A 20,787-nucleotide genomic window follows, 5' to 3' on the forward strand; every position below is an offset into this window, starting at 1 on the left:
CGGCCCTTCCCCAAACCGGCACGGGCTGCGCTATTGATCACTGCCCCGCCGTGGGATGAGCCGGGTTCTTCGGGGTAATCCGGTGTTAGCCGAACCCCCCAGAGGTGAGACGAATGGTGCGACCGGAAGCCCCCGAGGACGAGCCGTCCTCTCGGCCGCCGCGGCGGCCGGGCATTCGCCTGATCGCGTTTCTCGTTGTGCTCGTCGCGCTGGCGTACGCCGCGCTGCAGGCCGTGCACGCGCTCCCGCACTGGCTCAACCCGTTCAGCGAGCAGACGAAGGACCGCAGCGGGCCCGCCGTCCTGCAATCGATCCAGAACATCTCCCGATACGAGGCCGCGACGGGCCAGTTCCAGGTCGTCGTGGACCTGGAGAAGGACGCGCGTTTCCTGCCCAGCCAGGTCCGGGGCCGGCGGACGCTGTTCGTGGGCACGGGGAGCGTCGACTCCTACGTCGACTTCTCGCACCTGGGCAACGGCGCGGTGGTCACGGACAAGAACCGCACGTCGGTGACGATCCGGCTACCGCACGCCCGGCTCGAGAAGACCAATCTCGATCCGAAACACAGTTATGTCTTCGCTCAGGAGCGCGGTCTGTTCGACCGAATCGGCGATTTCTTCAGCTCGAACCCGAATCAGCAGCAGCAGCTGTACCAACTGGCGGCGCAGAAGATCCAGGACGCGGCCGGGGCCAGCGGCCTGGCGGCGCGGGCCGACGAGAACACCAAGCAAATGATCACGAACCTGCTGCGGGCTCTGGGCTTCAAAAACGTTACGGTGACTTACGCCACATCACCGTGATCTTATCGAGACGGCCCACCGGGGAATAGCAAGAAATAAGGGCCGGTTACGGATAAACCGGGGTGATCGCTGTGTCCGTGGCAGGCACGTCAACACTTCATCGCAGACCCACCTGGCCGCTCGCCATTCCCATCGCGGCGGCCTCGGTGGCCGTCGCACTCCCGGCCCTGGGCGGCTCCACGCCCGAACGCCCGGCCCATCTCGTCATCGGCGAGCTCTTCCCGAACGGCCAGGAGTTCCTCCTCGCGCTGATCCTCCTCGCCACCGCGCGCGGAGTGCTCCTGCGCCGCCGGGTCGCCTACTACGTCGTCCTCCTGCTCACCGGGCTGTCGACCCTGGACGCCCTCAACACCCGGCAGCTCGGCCGCCTCATGCTCCTCGTCGCGGCGTTCACCGCGTTCATCCGGTTCCGCGGGGAGTTCACGGCCTCGCCCAGCCGGGTGCGCACCGCCGTCCGCGCCGGCGCCATCACGTACGGCCTCGCGATCGCGTACGGCCTCGCGGTCATGATCCTCCAGTGGCACCAGCTGAGTCCCGGGCCCACGCCCGCCGACGCGGGCCGTGAGCTCCTCGCGGGCCTGACCGCCTCGGGTCCCGGCCCGGTCCACTTGGCCGGCTCGGCCGACCACTGGTTCGAGGCCAGCCTGAGCCTGATCGGCGGCGGCGCGCTGCTCGCCATGCTGGTCACCATGCTCACGCCCGCGCCACCGCCGCCGGCGGGCTCCGAACACGAGCGCGCCGAGGCGGCACGCCTCGTCGACGACGAAGGCTCAGACACCCTGGCCCCCTTCGTGCTGCGCAGCGACAAGTCGTACGTCTTCAGCCCGGACCGGCGCGCCGTCATCGGGTACCGCGTGCTGTACGGCGTCGCCGTCGCGGGCGGCGACCCGGCCGGCGACCCGCGCTCCTACCCGGCCGCCATCGCCGAGTTCGCCGCGATGGCCGAGCGCTCCGGGTGGCGGATGGCCGTGCTCGCCGCCCGCGGCGACCTGCTCGACCTGTGGCGCCCGTACGGCCTGCGCTCGATCGGCATCGGCGACGAGGTCGTCCTGACCCCGACCGAGTTCGGCCTGAGCGGCCGGAGCATGCGCAACGTCCGGCAGGCGGTGCAGCGCACCCGCAACGCGGGCGTGACCACCGAGGTCGTGCGCGAAGGCGACCTGAGCGCCGACGAGCGCGCCCGGCTCAAGGCGGTGGCCACCGAGGCCATGGGCGGCGCGGACGAGCGCGGCTTCTCAATGAACCTCGACGACCTGCTGACGGGCCGGCACGCCTCCTCGATCATCGTGTTCGCCCGCGACGCCGAGGGCTCGTTCATCGGCTTCCAGCGGTACCTGCCGAGCGCCTGCGGACGCCGGCTGTCCCTCGACGCGATGCGCCGCACAACCGACGGCCCGAACGGGCTGAACGAACGCATGATCGCCGACATCATGGCGTACGCCCGCGAACGCCGCATCGACGAGGTGTCCCTCAACTTCGCCGCGTTCCGCGAACTGTTCGACACCGCCGAGCGCGGCCTCCTCGAACAGAGCGGCTACCGCCTGATCCACCTGCTCGACCCGTTCATCAAGGTGGAGTCGCTGTACCTGTTCAACCGGAAGTTCCGGCCGCGGTACGTGCCGCGCGCGGTGGCCTTCCCGTCGTGGGCGAGCCTCCTGCCCGTCGCGGCGGCGCTGCTCACCCTGGAGTTCGGCCACCGCCACCCACCCCGCACGGAGACGGCTACGGCAACCGACCCGGTTCCCGAAGACGGCTACGTCGCCTCGCCGTCCCGGTGACCGGCAGCGTCGAGTTCGCGAGCCCGGCGCAACGATGTGACGGTCTCTCTCAACGCGGCGTTCACCGTGTCGCGTTTCGTCGTGGTCCCCAGCACCTTCGCCGCTGCCGCGAGAGCATCGTCGTCCACGTCTACGAGGATCTTCGTCATTCCGCACCTCCACACGCGTCAAGGCGACGAATCTACGCGTCTGAGCCTGTCGTGACGCCCTGAATGAGCTCGTCGGCGGCGGAGTAGGGGTCGCAGGCGCCGGACAGGACCTTTCCGGCGAGGACGTCGAGGCGCTGGTGGCCGTGCAGGTCGCCCATGCGCTCGCGGAGCGCGGTGACGGCGATGGCCTCGATCTCGTCGCGGACCCGGGCCAGCCGCCGCCGCTGGAGCTCGCCGGACTCCTCCATCCACGCGTAGTGCTCGTCCAGGCTCCGTACGACGTCGTCGACGCCCTCGCCCTTGACCGCGACGGTCGGCACGATCGGCGGCTTCCACCCCACGTCGCCGGCCAGCGCGATCATGTTGCGCAGGTCGCGTACGGTCTGCTGCGCGCCGTCGCGGTCGGCCTTGTTGACCACGAAGACGTCGGCGATCTCCAGGATCCCCGCCTTGGCGGCCTGGATGGAGTCGCCCATGCCCGGCGACACCAGCACGATCGTCGAGTCCGCGAGCGAGGCGATCTCCACCTCCGCCTGGCCGACCCCGACGGTCTCCACGAGCACGACGTCGCAGCCCGCCGCGTCGAGGACGCGGATGGCCTGCGGGGCCGCCCAGGACAGCCCTCCGAGGTGACCGCGGCTGGCCATCGAGCGGATGAACACGCCGGAGTCGGCGGCGTGGTCCTGCATCCGGACGCGGTCGCCCAGCAGCGCGCCGCCGGTGAACGGGGACGACGGGTCGACCGCCAGCACGCCGACGCGCAGCCCGCGCTTCCGGAACGCCGTGACCAGCGCGCCGGTCGACGTGGACTTCCCGACGCCCGGCGCGCCGGTCAGGCCGACGACCCGGGCCCGGCCGGCGAGCGGGTTCAGCGCGGCCATGATGGGCCGCAGCTGTGGCGAGGCGTTCTCCACCAGGGAGATCAGCCGCGCCAGCGCCCGCGGCTGCCCCTTCCTCGCCCGCTCGACCAGATCCTCGACGTCGACCTTGCGCGCCACTCCGTGTCCTCAGACCTTCAGGATGAGGGCGTCGCCCTGACCGCCGCCCCCGCACAGCCCGGCGGCGCCGATCCCGCCGCCCCGGCGGCGCAGCTCGTACGCCAGGTGCAGGACGATCCGGGCGCCCGACATGCCGATCGGATGCCCCAGCGCGATGGCCCCGCCGTTGACGTTGACCTTGCCCGCGTCGACGCCGAGGTCGCGCATCGACTGGATGCCCACCGACGCGAACGCCTCGTTGATCTCGATGAGGTCCAGGTCGCCGACGGTCAGCCCCTGCTTGCCGAGCGCGTGCTTGATCGCGTTGGACGGCTGGGACTGCAGGGAGTTGTCCGGACCGGCGACGTTGCCGTGCGCGCCGATCTCGGCCAGCCAGGTCAGCCCGAGCTCCTCGGCCTTGGCCTTGGACATGATGACGACCGCGCACGCGCCGTCGGAGATCTGCGAGGACGAGGCGGCGGTGATCGTGCCGTTCTTGTCGAAGGCGGGCCGCAGGCGGGAGAGGGACTCGGCCGTCGTGTCGGGGCGCACGCCCTCGTCGGCGGAGAAGACGACGGGGTCGCCCTTGCGCTGCGGGATCTCGACGGGGACGATCTCGTCGTCGAACAGCTGGTTCTTGATCGCGTCGGCGGCCCGCTGGTGCGAGCGGGCGGCGAACTCGTCCTGCTCCTCGCGGGAGATGCCCAGCTTCGCGTTGTACCGCTCGGTCGACTCGCCCATCGAGACGCCGTCGAAGGCGTCGGTGAGGCCGTCGTGGGCCGTGGCGTCGAGCACCTCGATCGAGCCGTACTTGTAGCCCTGGCGCGCCTTCGGCAGCAGGTGCGGGGCGTTGGTCATCGACTCCATGCCGCCCGCGACCACGACGTCGAACTCACCGGCCCGGATGAGCTGGTCGGCGAGGGCGATGGCGTCCAGGCCGGACAGGCAGACCTTGTTGATCGTCAGCGAGGGGACGTTCATGGGGATGCCGGCCTTGACGGCGGCCTGGCGGGACGGGATCTGCCCGGCGCCCGCCTGCAGCACGTGGCCCATGACGACGTAGTCGACCTGGTCGCCGGTGAGGCCGGCGCGCTCGAGCGCGGCGCGGATGGCGATCGCGCCGAGGTCCACCGCTGCGAAGTCCTTGAGAGAGCCGAGCAGGCGCCCGATGGGCGTCCGCGCTCCGGTGACGATGACGGATCCGGCCATGGAAACGAGACCTCCGCGAATGATGGGGGCGACGTTTGCCAACATACCCATTAGGAATCCAGAAGCTGCCAGGGAGGCCGACGCCATGCTCACGCGGATCGATCATGTCGGGATCGCATGCCATGATCTGGAGGAGCGGATCGCTTTCTACGAGAGCACGTTCGGTCTGATCGTGGTGTCCCGGGAGGTCAATGAGCAGCAGGGGGTCAAGGAGGCGATGCTCCACGTCGCCGACGGGCCCGCGGGCTCGTCGTACGTCCAGCTGCTGGAGCCGCTGCACGCCGATACGCCGGTGGGGAAGTTCCTGGCGAAACGGGGAGAAGGCGTGCACCACGTCGGATACGGCGTTGACGACGTGACGGCGGCGCTGGAGACCATCGGGGCGAAGGGCGTCAGGCTGCTGGACGAGCGTCCCCGGCACGGATCGATGGGAGCGTCGATCGCGTTCCTGCACCCCAAGGACGTCGGCGGCGTGCTGACCGAACTCGTCCAGGCGCAACCGCGCTAGCACTGACCTTAGGCTCGACACCACGGACGGTTGCCTTACCCGGCCGCTACATGGGCTCTGACAATCACGACAAACTGCCCAGGACGTAAAGTTGAGCCCCCAACACGGCAGTGTCCGGAGTACTCTGCTGTCGCCGGAAAGTGGTCCCGCCCGTGCCTTACCCCGTAACACGCAGTACTCGTGCGGCCATCGTCTGGTACCTCCACCACTTGTAGCCGTCTCGTCACAGCAGGATTGAGCCTCATGCAGTCCGACATCGACGCCCAGCTCAGCAACTTCTTCGAAGACAGCACGCCCCCACGCGAGTTCGACGTGGTGCTGCGCGGCTACGACCGGCACCAGGTCGAAGAGCACATCAAGCAGCTCGACGGCGAGGTCCGGCAGAGCCGCGAGCAGACCCAGGCGCTGCAGCGCGAGCTCTCCGACGCGCATCGCCAGCTCCAGGAGCAGGAGCGACCCACCTATTCCGGTCTCGGCGCACGCATCGAGCAGCTGCTGCGCCTCGCCGAGGAGCAGGCGACCGAGCTCGTCCAGGCCGCCCGCACCGAGGCCAACGAGATCAAGGCCGCCGCCAAGGTCGACGCAGCGGAGCTGCGCGCCGCCGCGGAGAGCGAAGCGTCCGACGTCCGCGCCACCGCCAAGCGCGAGGGCGACGACATGCGTCAGACCGCCGAGCGTGAGGCCGAGGAGGTGCGCACGACGGCTCGCCGGCACGCCGACGAGCTGACCTCCACGACCGAGCGCGAGGTCGCGAAGCTGCGCGCCACCGCCGACCACGAGGTCGCCGAGAAGCGCGCCGGCGCAGAGCGAGAGATCGCCAAGCTGCGCACCACCACCGAGCGGGAGGTCGCCCAGCTGCGGGCGTCCACCAAGCGGGAGCGCGACGAGATCCTCACCACGGCCAAGCGCCAGGCCGACGAGATGCGGGCGCAGGCCCAGCGCATCCTCGAGGAGAGCGATGCGCAGCGGGCTCAGGCCGAGGCCGAGTTCGAGATCCAGCTGGCCGCCCGGCGCGAAGAGGCCGAGCGGCAGGACACCGAGCGGCACGCGGCGGCGCAGAGCGCCACCCAGAAGCTCGTCGCCGAGGCCGAGCAGCGCGCCGCGTCCGCCGAGCAGCGGGCCACCAAGGCGACCCAGCAGGCCGAGCAGACGCGCCGCGAGGCCGACAACCACGCCAAGCAGCTCGTCGCCAACTCCCGCAAGAGCTCCGAGCAGATCATCGCCGAGGCGAAGTCCCAGGCCGAGCAGCTGCTCACCGAGACCAAGAACGAAGCCGAGAAGATGCGCACCACCGCGCAGCGGCAGGTCGACGAGCTCACGCGCCAGCGCGACAGCATCACCAGCCACCTCAACCAGCTGCGTCAGCTCATCGGCGGGGTCTCCGCGCCGATGGGCGGCGGCGGGGGCGACGAGGCCATCGCCGCGCCGCCGGAGAAGCCCGCGATCGCTCCGGCCGAGCCGAAGCCCGCACCCAAGCCGGCGCCCGCCGCGGCCACCCCGCCGCCGGCGGCGGAGGCCAAGAAGAAGGACGAGGACGACGACTGGTGGCAGGAGTGACGGAGCGAGCCTGACGAGCGAGCGGAGTGAGCGCCCGAGGAACGAGGGGGCTCGCGAAGTGAGTGAGGACGGCGAGCGACCATGAGCGCGACCTGACGGTCGGCTCCGCTGGGCGGCAGGCGATGACCGATCCGCGGTGACCTGCGTCACCGCGGATCGGTGCACGAGATGGTGAAGAGCCTAGGAGTGATCTCCTAGGCTCTTGTCATCATTTCGGGACAAACGCAAGGAGACGGGCGTGCCTGCCGAACCCCCCATCGACGGCGAGCAGCGCGAGGAGATCGGAACCCTCGCGGAGAGTCCCGGGCCCGCGGGCGAGGTGGCCGCCGTCGACCCGGTCACCGACATCGAGGCCCGGCAGCGTGAGGCGGGCGTCGACGCGCTCTTCCCCTTCGGCCGTCCGGGCCGGCCGCTCACCCGCGGTCACCCGTTCATCTTCGGCTTCTGGGGCGCGCTCGGCGTGCTGGCCGCGTACATGCTCGTCAAGGCGGTCGGCGACGCCCGCGATGTGATCATCCTGATCGTCGTGGCGCTGTTCCTCGCGGTCGGCCTCAACCCGGCGGTGGAGGCGCTCACGCGGGTCGGGCTGTCCCGCCGGTGGGGCGTGCTCATCGTGTTCCTGTGCCTGGTCGGGTTCTTCGTGGGCTTCGGTTTCGCGATCGTGCCGCCGCTGACCGAGCAGATCACCGCGTTCGTCAACAACCTCACCAGCGGCAACGGCTACCTCGAGCAACTGCAGAACAACCCGAAGCTGCAGGACTGGGACCACCGCTACCACCTGCTCCAGCGCGCCAAGGATGCGCTGCAGGACAAGGATCTCGGCAAGCAGGCCGCCAACGGCATCCTCGGCGTGGGCCAGGTGGTGCTCAGCGGAGTGTTCAGCACGTTCACGGTGCTGATCCTCACGCTCTACTTCCTGGGGTCGCTGCCGAGCATCACGGGCTTCATGTACCGCCTCGCGCCCCGCACCCGGCGGGCCCGCGTCGCGCTGCTGGGCGACGAGATCCTCTCCCGCATCGGCGGGTACGTCGCCGGCAACGTCCTCATCTCGATCATCGCGGGCGTCACTTCGTACATCTTCCTGCTGATCGTGGACGTGCCGTACGCCATCGCGCTGGCGTTGCTCGTGGCCATCACCGACCTGATCCCGCTCATCGGCGCGACGATCGGGGCGGTCCTCGTCACCGCCATCGCGTTCTTCTCCGGCTTCTGGATCGGCATCGCGTCGGCGATCTTCTTCCTGATCTACCAGCAGGTCGAGAACTATGTGGTCCAGCCGCGCGTGATGAAGAAGTCCGTCGACGTCCAGCCGGCCGTCACCGTCATCGCGGCGCTGATCGGCGGCGCGCTGCTCGGCATGATCGGCGCGCTGCTCGCCATCCCCGCGGCGGCCGCGGTCGCGCTGATCATTCGCGAGGTCGTCATGCCCCGCCAGGAGCAACAGTGATCCGGCGTCAGCGGATCGTACGGCCCAGCGCGGCGACGAACTCCCCGACCGCCTCGTTGAACAGCTGCGGCTGCTCGACGGGGGGCAGGTGACCGGAGCGGGGTACGAGCGTGAGCTCGGCGTTCGGGAGCGCCTCGACCATCGCCCGGGCGTCGTCCTCCGTCGTGATCTCGTCCTCCGCGCCGTGGACGACGAGGGCGGGGGCGTGCAGCCCAGCGAGGGTTTCCAGGGCGTCCGGGCGGGCCGCCATGGCGCGTTGCGCCCACGCCGCGGCGGACGGGGGCGCCGACTGCACCAGGCCACGCACGCGTCCGTAGATCAGGGCCCGCTGCAGCATGGTCGTCGGCCCGACCAGCCGCGGCAATAATTCCTCGAGGAGGACGTCGACGGTCTTGTCCGCCTCCAGCCGCTCGGCGATGCGCAGCCGGTCGGCCCGGGCCGTCTCGGTGTCCGCCGTGGCCTTCGTGTCGGCGAGCACGACGCCGAGGACCCGGTCGGGGTGCCGCCGGCAGAACGCCAGCGTGACGTAGCCGCCCATCGACAGGCCGCCGACGACGGCGCGGTCGATGCCCTTGGCGTCGAGCAGCGCGGCCACGTCGTCCGCCATGACGTCGACCGAAGGCTCGACGGTGCCGAGGGGCGAGCCGCCGAAGCCGCGCAGGTCCGGCGTCACCACCCGGAACCGCTCGGCCAGGGCCTCGCGCTGGGCCAGCCACATGGCCGACGACAGCGGGAACGCGTGCAGAAGTACCAGCGGTGTCCCGTCCCCGACGTCGCGGCTGTACAGCGGCACGACTATCACCTCATCAGGTACGAATGCGGCCCAGCCCGGCGAACGCACGAGCACAGCTCATCCTCACCGCTGCGATTCGATCCGCCGAGAGCGTGGCCGAGTTCGGTCGCGAAGGTTTAGAAACCGTCCACGGCGGTGGAAAACCTCTTACGCCGATGCGACGAAAGTTCTACTCAACGTCGGTGGGCAACGGGTACGCCTCCGGCGCGACCTGCCGCACGATCTCGTTCAGCACGATCCGCACGTACGGCTCGCCGACCCACAGGTGCTTGGCGTCGTCGACGGCGACGACCTCCGCCTGCGGCACCCGCTTGAACCGCTCGCGTGCCTCCGCCGGCTTCAGGTAGTCGTCATGCTCCGGGACGAGCGCGACCAGCGGCCGGCCGAACTCCGCCCAGGCGTCGAGGTCGGCGTCGGTCGCCCGGCGCAGCGGCGGGGACAGCAGGATCGCACCCTCCACGAGCGGGTCGCGGCCCCACTTCAGGGCGAGCTCGGTGCCGAACGACCAGCCGAGCAGCCACGCGCGCGGCAGGTCGTGGTACTCGGCGTACTCCAGCGCCGCCGCGATGTCGTACCGCTCCGAATCGCCCCCGCCGAACTCCCCCTCGCTCGTCCCCCGGTCGCTGGTCGTGCCGCGCGTGTTGAACCGCAGCACGGCGAGCCCGGCGAGCGCCGGCAGCCGGTACGACGCCTTGCGCAGGACGTGGCTGTCCATCATGCCGCCGTGCGTCGGCAGCGGGTGCAGGCAGATGAGGGTGGCGACCGGCGGCCGGTCCTCCGGCAGGGCCAGTTCGCCGACGAGGGTGAGGCCGTCGGCGGTCCCCAACTCGATGTCGGTGCGGCGCGCGGGCAGCACCGTGCTCGCCCGGATCTCCCCCATCTCCGTCCCTTCAGTAGCGCGGGCCGCGACGGGACCGCTGGACGTTCGGCAGCCGGTTGAGGCGATGGTTCCAGCACGGCCGGTGCCAGTGCCGCCGGTCGTCGAGCCCGCCACCCTCGGCGGGCCAGGCCACGATGTGCCCGACGCCCGGCGCGATCTCCTGGTCGCATCCGGGGCAGCGGTACGCCTTCGCCCCGCCCGCGATCGGCCGTACGATCCAGTCGCCGTCGGGCCCCTCTTCGGTCCGCTGCGGACCGCCGTACGCGCCGGGCCCGGTTTCCCGGGCGGCATCGTGGTTACGGCGGTTCTTGCGCGGACTCATGCCGTTCAGGGTACGGGGACCGGGACCGTACGGGACGAATCGGCCCGCACCGGTCGCGCCGGTAGGCAGGGGTCGGTGCCGTACGGGACGAACCGGTTCTCAAGGGACCAGCATCGTACGGGACGCGGCGGTCCTCGGGAGGTTGCGTCGTACGGGACGAACCGGTGCTCAGCGGAAAGTACGGCCCGCGGTGAACAGCTCCTCCAGCAGTGCGGAGGGCGCGTACGCGGGCTCGCGGTGCTCGGTGTAGAGGGCGCGCAGCACCTCCACCGCGTGGCCCAGGCCGATCCGGTCCAGGTCGGCGATCGGACCGATCGGGTACCCGCAGCCGTACCGCATCGCGGCGTCGATCGCTTCGGCGTCGGGCGTACCCGGACTCGAGCATCCGTACGGCGTCATTGAGGTACGGGACGCGCAGCGCGTCGACGATGAAGCCGGCGCGGTCCCGGCAGCGCACCGGATGCTTGCCGAGCGCGGTGACGTACTCGGTGGCCCGTCGCGCGACCTCCGTCGCCGTCACCACGGTCGTGGCGATCTCGGTGAGCTCGCCCTCCGGGTCGGGCAGGTGCAGCCCGATGACGTCCTTCGGCCGGTCCGTGGCGGCCGCCAGCTCGATCACCGGCACGGTCGTGGCCGTCGTGGCGAGGATGGCGCCCGGCTTGGCCACGTCGTCGACGGCGGCGAACAGCGACCGCTTCACCGACGTGTCCTCGGCCACCGCCTCGATGATCAGGTCGCACTCGGCGAGCAGCGCCAGCTCGGTGCCGCCCTCGACGGACTGCTCCAGCGCGGTGGAGACGGCCTGTGCCTTTTCCGTGTCGCCGGCGACGGACTGCTCCAGCGCGGTGGCGACGGCCCGGGCCTTCTCCGTGTCGCCGGCGACGAACCGGACGTGGGCGCCGGCCCGCAGGCACCCTCGGATGAGGGCGACGGCCAGCGGGCCCGACCCGACGACCCCGACCTGGGGCGGCGGTTCGACCGTCCCGGCCTCGGCCGTTGCGGTCGCCGCGGCGGGCTCGTCGTAGGAGTAGAAGCCGCGGCCGGTCTTGCGGCCCAGCAGCCCGGCGGTGACGAACTGCCGCAGGATCGGCGCGGGCGCGTGCCGCCGGTCCCGTGTCTCCCGGTAGATGGCCTCGCAGACCTCCAGAGAGACGTCGAGGCCGATGAGGTCCATCAGCGTGAGCGGCCCCATCGGCAGGCCGGTCGCCTTCATCGCGGCGTCGATGTCCTCGCGGGTCGCGTGCCCGGAGTCGTACATCGCCGCGGCCTGGTTCAGGTAGCCGAACAGCAGCCGGTTCGCGATGAACCCGGCGCGGTCGCCGATGGTGACTCCGACCTTGCCCAGCCGCTCGACCAGGTCCTGGACGACGGCCAGGGCCTCCGGCCGGGTCAGCACGGTGTGGATGATCTCCACGAGCTTCATCACCGGCGCGGGGTTGAAGAAGTGCACGCCGACGATCTGCTCGGGGCGGTTCGTGCTGACGGCGATCTCGGTGACCGACAGCGACGACGTGTTGGTGGCGAGGACGGCGTCGGCCCGGCAGACCTCGTCGAGCTGCTCGAACACCCGGCGCTTGAGCGCCAGTTGCTCCGGCACGGCCTCGACGACCAGGTCGCAGTCGCTCAGGGCACCGAACGAGGTGGACAGCTCGATCCGGTCGAGGATCGCCTGCTGTTCCTCGGCCGAGAGCTTGCCGCGCTTCACGGCCCGGCCGGTGGAGCTCTCCAGGTGCCCGCGGCCGCGCTTCAGCGCCTCGTCGCCCACCTCGATCCCGACGACGTCCAGCCCGCTCCGCGCGAGCACCTCGGCGATCCCGGCGCCCATCGTGCCGAGCCCCACGACCCCGACCTTGTCCAGCGAAGCACCCATGCCCGCAGTCTCCCAGAGCGTCCACTCCATCGGTAAGGCCGACCCGCACGGGTTGGTTATAGGCGTATAATAGTTATATGTACGTAACTAGATGGAGCTCCCCCATCGCGGACGACACCGCCCCGCCGGACCGGCGGCGGCGCCTGCTGATCCTCGCTATCTGCTGCATGAGCCTGTTCATCGTCGGCCTGGACAACACGATCGTGAACGTCGCTCTGCCCTCCATCCAGCGCGATATCCACGCATCCGTCTCCGGCCTGCAGTGGATCATCGACGCGTACACGGTCGTGCTCGCCGCCCTGCTGATGCTGTCGGGCTCGACGGCGGACCGGATCGGGCGGCGGCGGACGTTCCAGACCGGCCTGCTCCTGTTCACCCTGGGCTCGCTGCTGTGCTCCCTGTCGCCGAGCCTGGGCTGGCTGGTCGCCGCGCGCATGGTGCAGGCGGTCGGCGGCTCCATGCTCAACCCGGTCGCCATGTCGATCATCACGAACACGTTCACCGACCCGCGGGAACGGGCCCGCGCCATCGGCGTGTGGGGTGGCGTCGTGGGCATCAGCATGGCGCTCGGCCCGCTGCTCGGCGGTACGCTCGCCGCCTCCGCCGGCTGGCAGGCGATCTTCTGGATCAACATTCCGGTGGGCCTGATCGCGTTCGCCCTGTGCGCACGGTTCGTACCTGAATCGCGCGCTCCGCACCCACGTCCGGTCGACCCGGTCGGCCAGTTCCTGATCGTCGTGCTGCTCGCCGGCCTCACGTACGGGATCATCGAGGCGCCGAGCGCCGGATGGGGCTCCGCACAGACGGTGGGCTGCCTCGCGGCGGCCGCCCTCGCGCTGGCCAGCCTCATCCCGTACGAACTGCGCCGCGCCGAGCCGCTGATCAACCCGCGGTTCTTCCGCAGCGCCCCGTTCGCGGGGGCGACGGTCATCGCCATCTGCGGGTTCGCCTCGCTCGGCGGCTTCCTCTTCGTCAACACCCTCTACCTGCAGGACGTCCTCGGCCACTCCGCGTTCCACGCCGGCCTGCTCACCCTGCCGATGGCCGGGATGACCCTGGTCTGCGCGCCACTGTCCGGCCGCATCGTCGGTAGGGCCGGGCCGCGCGTACCGCTGATCGTCGCGGGCGGGGCGATGGCCGCGAGCGCGCTGATCCTCACGGGTCTCACCGCCCACACCCCGATGTGGCGGCTCATGGCCGCGTACGTGCTGTTCGGGCTCGGGTTCGGCATGGTCAACGCGCCGATCACCAACACCGCCGTCTCCGGCATGCCGCGCGCCCAGGCCGGAGTCGCCGCCGCCGTCGCCTCCACGAGCCGCCAGATCGGTCAGTCCCTGGGCGTCGCCATCATCGGATCCCTGGTGACCTCGGCCGTGCACGGGCCGCTGCGCACCGGATTCCCGCAAGCCAGCCACCTCGGATGGTGGGTCAGCGTGGGTTGTGGCAGCGCGATCCTGGCTCTCGGTATCCTCACGACCGGCCGCTGGGCCAGGCAGACCGCCGCGCGCACCGCGGAGCGGCTCGACCACGGCTCGATCAGGACGGCGGACACCCCATGAACGACGCGACGAAGGACGCGGATGGCTCGGCCGCACTCCAGCCGGAGCCCGAGGCGGCCGCTCGCGTCTGGGCGATCATGCGCGACGTCGTCATGAACCAGGAGGATCGCCGCAAGGAGATCACCGACACGCTCGGCATGAGCTTCTTCCGCGTCAAGGCACTGCGCCGCCTGCTGCCCGGCCCGCTCACCATGCGCGAGCTGACCGCCCGCCTCCAGACCGAGAAGCCGTACACCACCTTGGTCGTCGACGACCTCGAACAACGCGGCTACGTGGAGCGCAGCGTCCATCCCGAGGACCGCCGCTCCAAGATCGTCTCGCTCACTCCGGCCGGGGTGGCGGTCGCCCGTCAGGCGGAAGGCATCCTGTCCCGGCCACCCCGCTCCCTGCTCGCCCTGGACCCCGAGGAGCTCGCCGCCCTCGACCGGATCATGGCCAAGCTCCACGCCTCGGACGCGTAAGCCCCCCCCGCGTCAGCCGATGACGCCGCAGGCGACGCATCGACCGGTGTCAACGGCCTTGCGAGTCTCGGCGTCGGGTCCGGCCGCCCCACCCGCGTGCCCGCCTCTCAGCCGCGGAGGCGGAACCAGGTCGTAGTGCCGCCGCGCTCGGCCTCCACACCCCATTCGGCGGCGAGCGCCGTCACGATGACCATGCCCCGGCCGTCCTCCGCGAACGGCTCATCCCGTACGTACGGCACCTCGCCACCCGCGCCATCGTCCCCAACACAGATCTCGACCATGTCGCCATCCCGCGCGACGGTGATGGTGACATGGCCGCCTCGGCCCGACGTCGTGTGCACGACGGCATTGGTGACCAGCTCACTGGTGCACAGCTCGGCGTCGTCGACGGCCGGATGGTCCTCCCCCATCAGGTCGCGGACGAAGCGCCGGGCGTGAACGACGCACCGCTCGCTGCCCGGAAGCGTCAGAGTTCCCAGCACGATCATCGCCCCCATGACGACTCCTCTCGCCGATGTCGCCGCAAGCATCGTCGCGTCGGGTAATGCGTTCAACACGCTTAGTCAAAGGGGAGTGATGGCGAGGAGCCGATTTGCACATCGCCGATTCGCGTGGCGACGCGACTCGCGCCTGGTCACAATGCCGCCATGGCCACCATCACGCCGACGATCCGGCTGCGCAGGCTGGGCATGGCCCTTCGCGACCACCGCGAAGCGGCCGGCCTCACGTTAGACGACGCCGCCCACGTCCTGATGCGCTCGCCGTCGTCACTGAGCCGCATCGAGAAGGGCCTGCATCACCTTCCGGTCCGCGACCTGGAGTACATCCTCGGCAAGTACGCCGTCTCCGACCCCGCCGTGACCGGCCGCCTGTTCGACTGGTGCCGCAACGGCCGCAAGAAGGGCTGGTGGCAGCGCTACGCCACCGACCTCTCCCCCGAGATGATGGACTTCATCGGCCTGGAAGCCGATGCCATCTTCATTGGGCTCTTCGAGCTCATCCTGATTCCGGGACTGCTGCAGACCGAGGCGTACATCCGCGCGCTCATGGAGAAAGGGCAGTTCGCGGACGACCCCGAGCGCGTCGACCGGCTTGTCGCAGTCCGTATGCACCGTCAGGAGCTGCTGGAAGGACCAAATCCGCCGAAATTTTCGACGATCGTGGATGAAGCCGCATTGCGGCGACAGATCGGCGGCCGGAGCGTTATGCGCGCCCAACTACAGCATCTGACCGACATTTCATGCCTACCACATATCGGCCTTCAGGTCATCCCTTTCGCCGCTGGCACACACCCGGGAGTGTCCGGGGCTTTCGAGATCTTGGACGTCGGCGATCGCGGCGACCTGCGGATCGTGACGGTCGACTCCTTGACCGCGATGTCGTACCGGGAAGACGAATCCGATGTTCGAGCGTACGGTGTGGCCTTTGATCGCCTCCGCTCGGCTGCTCTCTCCGAGTTGGAGTCTCAAAAGCTGATCGCCGGGCTATTGTCGGAGCTATGACGACACTCCATTCTCCCGGGCCGCCGTGGCGAACGAGCAGTTATAGCGCGGACCAGGGCGGGACCTGTGTGCAGGTGGCCGCCGTGTGGCGTACAAGCAGCCACAGCGCGAATCAGGGCGGCGAGTGCGTGCAGGTCGCTGTCATCCGGGCTGGCGGCAGGAGCCGGTAGCGGCGTGGGCCGCTGATCTGTCTGTAGGCTGCGCCCCCATGGATGAACAAGATCGGCGTAGTTGGCTGGTGCGCGCGAGTGACCTGCTCGCCAAATGCGAGTTCTTTCTCAGGCATCATGATGGCAAGCGGGAGAATCCTGAGCTGCTGGCTCGCGCGCGCCACTGCTGTGACGAGGCCGAGAAAGAGACGGCTTCCGGCGACACGGAGGCCACCACGACGATTGCCATCTTGCGTTCGATGGCTGCGACGCTCACCCTGCGACATGTCGTGATGTTCGACGTGAAATGCGATTTTGATGACGCCGACGGCACATTCCTCAACGGCATTGAGCAGTATGACAAGGATGGCGTGAGCCGACCGCTCGCAGAGCAGGCCGTCCAGGCGACGCGAGCGGCCCTGAACGCCGACCCCGACGACTCCCTCGTGCCGTTGCAGCTGGGGCATGCGCTCACCTGGTCAGGTGACCGCGAAGGCGCCGTCGCGGCATACGAGGAGGCGCTGCGCCGGAACCCTTTGGACCGCTGCCCTCGCTCCGCGCTCGCGTACCTTGGCTCGGCGCCCACCGGCCGACCCTCGCCGAACGAGATGAGTCACGGACGTCATGGATTCGCCCTGCTGCGGTTGAGCGCATGGATTTCCAACAACGACTGGGACACCGGATTCCTCCTGTTCGGGTCGGTCACTGACGCGCACACCTATGTCGAGCGGGCGCTGGACACAGACACCCCTACACGCAATTTCGTGTTGGGAGAGAGCGAGACGAGCGAGTACGAGGACGATGACGAATTCGAAGACGAGGACGATGAATTCGACGAAGGCTGGCGCGCGGCGCTGCCGCTCTTGCAGATCCACCGGCCTGGTCGGCGTGTCGACGAGTATGAGCTGAATGCTCGAATAAATCTGGGGTCGGATGGCAAGCCATTGCGCGTCGACTGGTCAGATATCCCGGTAACCGAGACGATGGAGTCACCGCTTCCGCCGGGACGTCCACTCCGAATCGGCGACCGCACATGCTTCTACGAACACGTCGAGTAGTTCGAAGCCACCGCACGGCCGGTCAGGTGCGCGAGTCCATGTTCCACGTGGCGGGGAGTTCGGTGTCGCAGAGAGCGCAGTGGAAGTCGTCGTCGCGGACGATGTTCCGCTCGTGGCAGGCCGGGCAGCGGCGGAAGACGACCGGATGCGTGAAGCCGCCGGGGTGGTCGAGTCCCGCGCGCTCGAGGGCGTCGCGGGCCGCCGACCAGCTCGTGACGTCCGGGCAGTAGCCGGTCGACTGGTTGCTGATCTCATCGACGACCCAGCACCCTCGCTCGCGGCGAAACGTGACCTCTCCGGCACCTAGGACGGACGCGCCGCCGGCGCATGCGACATGTTCACTTCGCCGGGGCGCCAGCCGCAATGTGCCGGCGAGGTCGACGATGTACGTGAAGGGCTCGTCGAGTTCGGTATCACCGCGACCACTCGACCAGACGACGAGGTCGGCCGGCGAGCGGATCGGGTGCCCCTCCTCACCGGCCCGGACGGCGGCGAGCAGATCGGCGGGGCCCACGTACCGATATCGCCGCTGAGTCACCGGACAACACTAAACAACCCCTGCCGACCACCAGCACATCACCACCGGTGTGAAGACACTGTCAGTTGGGCTGCCACAGCTCGACCCGATTGCCCTCAGGGTCGGTGACCCAGCCGAACCGACCGACACCCTCCATGTCCTGTGTCTCCTTGGCCACGTCCGCTCCCTTGGCGCGCAATTGCGCGAGCATCGCGTCCAGGTCGCGAACACGGAAGTTGAGCATCGTCTGCTGGGCGCGGGAACCGAAGTACTCGGTCTCAGACTCGAAAGTCGCGAACACGGTCACCCCGGCTTCCTGACGCCATAGGCCGTTCTCATCGGCGTCCAGGCCAAGGCAATCGCGATACCACGCACTCAGGGCCGCCGGATCGGCGGCCCGCATGAAGTAGCCGCCAATTCCAAGCACTCGTTCCATGTCGCCATCTTGCCAGGACCGCGAGCGCCCGCTTCGAAAGCGGCCGACGCCGCGGGCGACGCCGTCGACCAGACACTGATCCACGCGTACGGCATCACACGCTGACAGACCAAGAAGCCCTCGCCCTGGTGCCCTCACAGGCCGGGGCGGGGCTCGAGGAGTTCATGCGGCCTTGTCGAAGGAGGCGAACCCACCCGCCTCTGCGCCATCCGCTCGCACGGCATCTGCGCGTCTCCGCACCGATTCGACCTGGTGATCAGCGTCGGCGCCGCGCATGCCTTCGGGGGCCTGATTTCGACGCTCGACGCGGCCGCCGGCCATCTCGCCGCCGGGGGCGGTGTCCTCATCGGCGACGGGTTCTGGGAGCGCCCGCCCGGCCAGGCGACCCTCGACAGCGGCTTCGCCGCCGACGAGTACGACGACCTCGCCACGACCGTCGATCGCATCCGGTCCCGCGGATGGGTCCCCCTGTACGGGCACGTCAGCACGCCGCACGAGTGGGACGACTACGAGTGGTCGTGGACCGGCACCCTGTCAGGGTGGGCCCTCGACCACCCGGAGCATCCGGACAGCGATCAAGCGCTCAAAGTCGCGGACGACCATCGCCATGCCTGGCTCCACGGCTATCGCGGCACTTTCGGCTTCGTCACCTTCTACCTCCGGCAGACCACTGACGACTGAGGCGGTCCTCTTCGCGTTGGGTCCGCCGGCTGCCGGTCAGCCGCCGAGGATGCCTGGGAGCCGGTTCTGGAAGTCCAGCACGCCTGCCCACGTGGGGCGCAGCGCGATGCGTGCCATCCTCGTGTCCGGGTGCGAGGCCTGGGCGACATACCCGGCACCGCCCTCTTCGCCGAGGAAACGGCGTGCCGCCTGCGCCTGCTCGGGCACCATGCCGTCGACCTCGGTGATCGACACCCGGCCGCGCAGGAGGAGCACCTCCGGCGGCTGCGGCTCCGTATCGATCGTGACGGCCACGGCGGGGTTCGCGCGCAGGGCGAGCAGCCGCGCGGCCAGGCGCGTGATCCCGAGCGGCGGGCAGTGGACGTACGTCGCCATCACGAGTTCGCCACCGGTCCAACTCATCGCCGTCCTCAAAGGCTCAGCGTCGCACGCGGTAGCGAAGGTGGGTAGCGCGGTTGCCCTGGATCACGACGGGGTCGTCGAAGCGGTGCGGGGCGCCGGCCAGGTCGGTGAAGTACGGGATGCCCTTGCCGAGTAGCACCGGCACGAGGCTGACGCAGACCTCGTCCACCAGTCCCAGATCGAGGGCCTGCCGTGCGATGTCGGCGCTCGCGATACTGACGTCCTTCTCGCCGGCGATCTCCTTGGCGCGCGCGATGCCTTCCGCGACGCCGTCGACGAAGGTGGTTCGCGGCCACTTCGCCGCGTCTTGGGGCGCGTTGTGGGTCACGACGACGGCCGGGGCGCCGATCGGGTGGTTGTCGTTCCAGCCGTTGGTCAGGTCGAAGAGCCTACGGCCGCAGACGAGCGCACCGGCGCCGGAGAGGATCTCGCGCAGCATCTCCGCGCTGTTCGCGTCGACCTGGAACGACCAGCGCTCGTCGGCGCTCGGCACGGTGACGCCGCCGGCGCCGTACCAGCCGAACAGCTCGTCGCACCCGTCCTTCGGGTCGGCGATGTAGCCGTCCAGGGACATCGTCATGTGCGTGTAGACCTTGGCCATGTTGGACCTCCCGGTGGGTTCCTCTGCCAAGTGAAACGTCCCAGGCGACCAGAACTCATCGGTCGGCCACTACCTCGGTCCCGTCCCATCCTGTCGAGCGCAGCCAGCCCTCGAAAGTCATCATCTCGGGGTGGATCTCACGGAGGAGTGAAATGTCCCGATCCAGACCGAAGACGTCGCGTGCCTGGAAGAACTGGAACATGGCTGAGTAATCGTGTCCCACCTCCGGTATGGAGGAGCGCAGGACGTCGAGGGGCACCGGGTCGTATCCGCACGGCGTTCCTGTGACGCGTTCGACGGTCGCGGCGATCTCTTCGCCGGTGAGGCTGTCTCCCGTCACGGCCAGATCGCGGCTGCCCCAGCTCTGCCAGTGCTTGAACATGAAGTCGCTGAACCAGGCGATGTCGTCCAGACCGATCAACGGGTACTTCCCGGTTCCCAGCGGGAGTGAGAACAGCAGCCCGGAACGACCGTCGGGCAGCGGGCCGCGTCCCGGCGCGAGCCGCACTCGCAGGTTCTCGAAGTACGGCGATGTCGTCAGGATCGACACGTGTTCGCTGTACCAGCCGTCGTTCTCCTCCCGCATCATCTCCTCCGACCGGAGCAGGTTGATGTGTGCCGCGACCGCGGCCTTGGCGTCGTAGTGCGGAACGGGGATGGCTCCGTTGGTCAGGGTCACGGCGCTGTCGAGCGACGACCAGATGAACCTCTCGACGCCGGCCGCTTTCGCGGCCTCGAGAACGGTGATCCCCTGCCGGTATTCGCCGAGTACGCTGCCACTCGAGAAGAAGTCGGTGTTACCGAACACCTGGTCCACATCGGACACAGCCGCGTGGATGCTGCCGGGATCGTCCAGGTCACCCCGGAGCACCCGGACCCGGCCGCCGCCCCGCGCGAGCAGGTCGGTGGCTCGCTCCGAACGAGGATCGCGGGTGAGCACGGCAACGGTCGCATCCGGTGATTCGAGAAGGCGGGAGACGACCCTGCGTCCCATCGCGCCCGTGCCGCCGATGACGAGTGTTTCCCCCATGACTGGTAACGGTCCTTTCGTTGTTATGAGAAACGATGTCCGAGAACGTGCTCGGCGATCAGCGGCGCCGTGCTCAGCCTGTGGCCGGCGCAGGACGCGCG

The 20,787-nt window shown here is 69.5% G+C and carries 24 protein-coding genes; 11 read left to right on the forward strand and 13 right to left on the reverse strand.

Going from position 1 to position 20,787, the window contains the following annotated elements:
* Positions 1-113: 113 nt before the first annotated feature.
* On the forward strand, positions 114-800 hold the full coding sequence (locus tag ACQP2O_RS44325) for a DUF4230 domain-containing protein (protein ID WP_433175317.1): 687 nt from the start codon (positions 114-116) through the stop codon (positions 798-800).
* A 146-nt stretch (positions 801-946) separates the two neighbouring features.
* The gene (locus ACQP2O_RS44330; protein ID WP_433175319.1) at positions 947-2,578 is read left to right on the forward strand and encodes a bifunctional lysylphosphatidylglycerol flippase/synthetase MprF; all 1,632 of its coding nucleotides are present in this window, start codon (positions 947-949) and stop codon (positions 2,576-2,578) included.
* On the opposite strand, the gene ACQP2O_RS44335 is transcribed toward ACQP2O_RS44330, so the two are convergent.
* The 3 genes from ACQP2O_RS44335 to ACQP2O_RS44345 are packed head-to-tail and all read right to left on the reverse strand — an operon-like array spanning position 2,554 to position 4,913.
* Positions 2,554-2,727 (reverse strand): type II toxin-antitoxin system VapB family antitoxin, encoded by a 174-nt coding sequence (locus ACQP2O_RS44335; RefSeq protein ID WP_433175321.1) that lies wholly within the window; start codon positions 2,725-2,727, stop codon positions 2,554-2,556. The genes ACQP2O_RS44330 and ACQP2O_RS44335 overlap by 25 nt on opposite strands.
* 32 nt (positions 2,728-2,759) lie before the next feature.
* Positions 2,760-3,725: a methylmalonyl Co-A mutase-associated GTPase MeaB gene (meaB, locus tag ACQP2O_RS44340; RefSeq protein ID WP_433175323.1), complete on the reverse strand. Its 966-nt coding sequence runs from the start codon at positions 3,723-3,725 to the stop codon at positions 2,760-2,762.
* Positions 3,726-3,734: 9 nt separating this feature from the next.
* Complete coding sequence (locus ACQP2O_RS44345; RefSeq protein WP_433175325.1) at positions 3,735-4,913, reverse strand: acetyl-CoA C-acetyltransferase; 1,179 nt, start codon at positions 4,911-4,913, stop codon at positions 3,735-3,737.
* Positions 4,914-4,998: 85 nt separating this feature from the next.
* Here ACQP2O_RS44345 and mce point away from each other — a divergent pair, with 85 nt between their 5' ends.
* The 3 genes from mce (at position 4,999) to ACQP2O_RS44360 (ending at position 8,425) form a co-directional block, all read left to right on the forward strand.
* Positions 4,999-5,421, forward strand: coding sequence for a methylmalonyl-CoA epimerase (gene mce / locus ACQP2O_RS44350; RefSeq protein WP_433175327.1), 423 nt, complete (start codon positions 4,999-5,001; stop codon positions 5,419-5,421).
* Positions 5,422-5,664: 243 nt separating this feature from the next.
* Positions 5,665-6,978, forward strand: coding sequence for a DivIVA domain-containing protein (locus tag ACQP2O_RS44355; RefSeq protein WP_433175329.1), 1,314 nt, complete (start codon positions 5,665-5,667; stop codon positions 6,976-6,978).
* 238 nt (positions 6,979-7,216) lie between these two features.
* Positions 7,217-8,425: an AI-2E family transporter gene (locus ACQP2O_RS44360; RefSeq protein ID WP_433175330.1), complete on the forward strand. Its 1,209-nt coding sequence runs from the start codon at positions 7,217-7,219 to the stop codon at positions 8,423-8,425.
* A gap of 7 nt (positions 8,426-8,432) precedes the next feature.
* On the opposite strand, the gene ACQP2O_RS44365 is transcribed toward ACQP2O_RS44360, so the two are convergent.
* The 4 genes from ACQP2O_RS44365 to ACQP2O_RS44380 all read right to left on the reverse strand — a co-directional run bounded on the left by ACQP2O_RS44365 (position 8,433) and on the right by ACQP2O_RS44380 (position 12,290).
* Complete coding sequence (locus ACQP2O_RS44365; protein ID WP_433175332.1) at positions 8,433-9,218, reverse strand: alpha/beta fold hydrolase; 786 nt, start codon at positions 9,216-9,218, stop codon at positions 8,433-8,435.
* A 169-nt stretch (positions 9,219-9,387) separates the two neighbouring features.
* Positions 9,388-10,098, reverse strand: coding sequence for an alpha/beta hydrolase (locus ACQP2O_RS44370; RefSeq protein WP_433175334.1), 711 nt, complete (start codon positions 10,096-10,098; stop codon positions 9,388-9,390).
* A gap of 10 nt (positions 10,099-10,108) precedes the next feature.
* The gene (locus ACQP2O_RS44375; protein ID WP_433175336.1) at positions 10,109-10,420 is read right to left on the reverse strand and encodes an ATP/GTP-binding protein; all 312 of its coding nucleotides are present in this window, start codon (positions 10,418-10,420) and stop codon (positions 10,109-10,111) included.
* Complete coding sequence (locus ACQP2O_RS44380; RefSeq protein WP_433175338.1) at positions 10,395-12,290, reverse strand: 3-hydroxybutyryl-CoA dehydrogenase; 1,896 nt, start codon at positions 12,288-12,290, stop codon at positions 10,395-10,397. Before ACQP2O_RS44380 ends, ACQP2O_RS44375 begins: the two co-directional genes overlap by 26 nt.
* Before the next feature lie 77 nt (positions 12,291-12,367).
* Between ACQP2O_RS44380 and ACQP2O_RS44385 the strand changes: the two genes are divergently transcribed.
* On the forward strand, positions 12,368-13,849 hold the full coding sequence (locus tag ACQP2O_RS44385; protein ID WP_433175340.1) for a DHA2 family efflux MFS transporter permease subunit: 1,482 nt from the start codon (positions 12,368-12,370) through the stop codon (positions 13,847-13,849).
* Positions 13,846-14,310 (forward strand): MarR family winged helix-turn-helix transcriptional regulator, encoded by a 465-nt coding sequence (locus ACQP2O_RS44390; RefSeq protein WP_433175342.1) that lies wholly within the window; start codon positions 13,846-13,848, stop codon positions 14,308-14,310. Before ACQP2O_RS44385 ends, ACQP2O_RS44390 begins: the two co-directional genes overlap by 4 nt.
* A 107-nt stretch (positions 14,311-14,417) precedes the next feature.
* Here the strand turns inward: ACQP2O_RS44390 and ACQP2O_RS44395 are convergent, their stop codons facing one another.
* Positions 14,418-14,807 (reverse strand): ATP-binding protein, encoded by a 390-nt coding sequence (locus tag ACQP2O_RS44395; RefSeq protein ID WP_433175344.1) that lies wholly within the window; start codon positions 14,805-14,807, stop codon positions 14,418-14,420.
* Positions 14,808-14,957: 150 nt separating this feature from the next.
* Between ACQP2O_RS44395 and ACQP2O_RS44400 the strand changes: the two genes are divergently transcribed.
* Genes ACQP2O_RS44400 through ACQP2O_RS44410 form a run of 3 tightly spaced genes read left to right on the forward strand, consistent with a single transcriptional unit; the run spans position 14,958 to position 17,019 of the window.
* The gene (locus ACQP2O_RS44400; RefSeq protein ID WP_433175346.1) at positions 14,958-15,812 is read left to right on the forward strand and encodes a helix-turn-helix domain-containing protein; all 855 of its coding nucleotides are present in this window, start codon (positions 14,958-14,960) and stop codon (positions 15,810-15,812) included.
* Positions 15,809-15,982, forward strand: a complete 174-nt coding sequence (locus tag ACQP2O_RS44405; protein ID WP_433175348.1) for a DUF397 domain-containing protein — start codon at positions 15,809-15,811, stop codon at positions 15,980-15,982. Before ACQP2O_RS44400 ends, ACQP2O_RS44405 begins: the two co-directional genes overlap by 4 nt.
* Before the next feature lie 38 nt (positions 15,983-16,020).
* Positions 16,021-17,019, forward strand: a complete 999-nt coding sequence (locus tag ACQP2O_RS44410; protein ID WP_433175349.1) for a tetratricopeptide repeat protein — start codon at positions 16,021-16,023, stop codon at positions 17,017-17,019.
* A 22-nt stretch (positions 17,020-17,041) separates the two neighbouring features.
* On the opposite strand, the gene ACQP2O_RS44415 is transcribed toward ACQP2O_RS44410, so the two are convergent.
* Positions 17,042-17,557, reverse strand: coding sequence for a hypothetical protein (locus ACQP2O_RS44415; protein WP_433175351.1), 516 nt, complete (start codon positions 17,555-17,557; stop codon positions 17,042-17,044).
* Between the two features lie 61 nt (positions 17,558-17,618).
* Positions 17,619-17,972, reverse strand: a complete 354-nt coding sequence (locus ACQP2O_RS44420; RefSeq protein ID WP_433175353.1) for a VOC family protein — start codon at positions 17,970-17,972, stop codon at positions 17,619-17,621.
* A gap of 252 nt (positions 17,973-18,224) precedes the next feature.
* Here ACQP2O_RS44420 and ACQP2O_RS44425 point away from each other — a divergent pair, with 252 nt between their 5' ends.
* The gene (locus ACQP2O_RS44425; RefSeq protein ID WP_433175355.1) at positions 18,225-18,653 is read left to right on the forward strand and encodes a hypothetical protein; all 429 of its coding nucleotides are present in this window, start codon (positions 18,225-18,227) and stop codon (positions 18,651-18,653) included.
* Between the two features lie 36 nt (positions 18,654-18,689).
* On the opposite strand, the gene ACQP2O_RS44430 is transcribed toward ACQP2O_RS44425, so the two are convergent.
* Genes ACQP2O_RS44430 through ACQP2O_RS44440 form a run of 3 tightly spaced genes read right to left on the reverse strand, consistent with a single transcriptional unit; the run spans position 18,690 to position 20,686 of the window.
* Positions 18,690-19,055, reverse strand: a complete 366-nt coding sequence (locus ACQP2O_RS44430) for a hypothetical protein (RefSeq protein ID WP_433175356.1) — start codon at positions 19,053-19,055, stop codon at positions 18,690-18,692.
* A 16-nt stretch (positions 19,056-19,071) separates the two neighbouring features.
* A complete protein-coding gene (locus tag ACQP2O_RS44435; protein ID WP_433175357.1) occupies positions 19,072-19,656 on the reverse strand; it encodes a dihydrofolate reductase family protein in 585 nt (194 codons plus the stop codon).
* A 55-nt stretch (positions 19,657-19,711) separates the two neighbouring features.
* The gene (locus tag ACQP2O_RS44440; protein WP_433175358.1) at positions 19,712-20,686 is read right to left on the reverse strand and encodes an NmrA/HSCARG family protein; all 975 of its coding nucleotides are present in this window, start codon (positions 20,684-20,686) and stop codon (positions 19,712-19,714) included.
* Positions 20,687-20,787: the final 101 nt, after the last annotated feature.

Source organism: Actinoallomurus sp. CA-150999, from assembly GCF_050942425.1.
Classification (GTDB): domain Bacteria; phylum Actinomycetota; class Actinomycetes; order Streptosporangiales; family Streptosporangiaceae; genus Actinoallomurus.

Coding starts and splice junctions, on each gene's coding strand:
- ACQP2O_RS44325 (WP_433175317.1), top strand. CDS start 114: ATGGTGCGACCGGAAGCCCCCGAGGACGAGCCGTCCTCTCGGCCGCCG.
- ACQP2O_RS44335 (WP_433175321.1), bottom strand. CDS start 2,727: ATGACGAAGATCCTCGTAGACGTGGACGACGATGCTCTCGCGGCAGCG.
- ACQP2O_RS44345 (WP_433175325.1), bottom strand. CDS start 4,913: ATGGCCGGATCCGTCATCGTCACCGGAGCGCGGACGCCCATCGGGCGC.
- mce (WP_433175327.1), top strand. CDS start 4,999: ATGCTCACGCGGATCGATCATGTCGGGATCGCATGCCATGATCTGGAG.
- ACQP2O_RS44355 (WP_433175329.1), top strand. CDS start 5,665: ATGCAGTCCGACATCGACGCCCAGCTCAGCAACTTCTTCGAAGACAGC.
- ACQP2O_RS44370 (WP_433175334.1), bottom strand. CDS start 10,098: ATGGGGGAGATCCGGGCGAGCACGGTGCTGCCCGCGCGCCGCACCGAC.
- ACQP2O_RS44375 (WP_433175336.1), bottom strand. CDS start 10,420: ATGAGTCCGCGCAAGAACCGCCGTAACCACGATGCCGCCCGGGAAACC.
- ACQP2O_RS44380 (WP_433175338.1), bottom strand. CDS start 12,290: ATGGGTGCTTCGCTGGACAAGGTCGGGGTCGTGGGGCTCGGCACGATG.
- ACQP2O_RS44385 (WP_433175340.1), top strand. CDS start 12,368: ATGTACGTAACTAGATGGAGCTCCCCCATCGCGGACGACACCGCCCCG.
- ACQP2O_RS44390 (WP_433175342.1), top strand. CDS start 13,846: ATGAACGACGCGACGAAGGACGCGGATGGCTCGGCCGCACTCCAGCCG.
- ACQP2O_RS44395 (WP_433175344.1), bottom strand. CDS start 14,807: ATGGGGGCGATGATCGTGCTGGGAACTCTGACGCTTCCGGGCAGCGAG.
- ACQP2O_RS44400 (WP_433175346.1), top strand. CDS start 14,958: ATGGCCACCATCACGCCGACGATCCGGCTGCGCAGGCTGGGCATGGCC.
- ACQP2O_RS44405 (WP_433175348.1), top strand. CDS start 15,809: ATGACGACACTCCATTCTCCCGGGCCGCCGTGGCGAACGAGCAGTTAT.
- ACQP2O_RS44410 (WP_433175349.1), top strand. CDS start 16,021: ATGGATGAACAAGATCGGCGTAGTTGGCTGGTGCGCGCGAGTGACCTG.
- ACQP2O_RS44420 (WP_433175353.1), bottom strand. CDS start 17,972: ATGGAACGAGTGCTTGGAATTGGCGGCTACTTCATGCGGGCCGCCGAT.
- ACQP2O_RS44430 (WP_433175356.1), bottom strand. CDS start 19,055: ATGAGTTGGACCGGTGGCGAACTCGTGATGGCGACGTACGTCCACTGC.
- ACQP2O_RS44435 (WP_433175357.1), bottom strand. CDS start 19,656: ATGGCCAAGGTCTACACGCACATGACGATGTCCCTGGACGGCTACATC.
- ACQP2O_RS44440 (WP_433175358.1), bottom strand. CDS start 20,686: ATGGGGGAAACACTCGTCATCGGCGGCACGGGCGCGATGGGACGCAGG.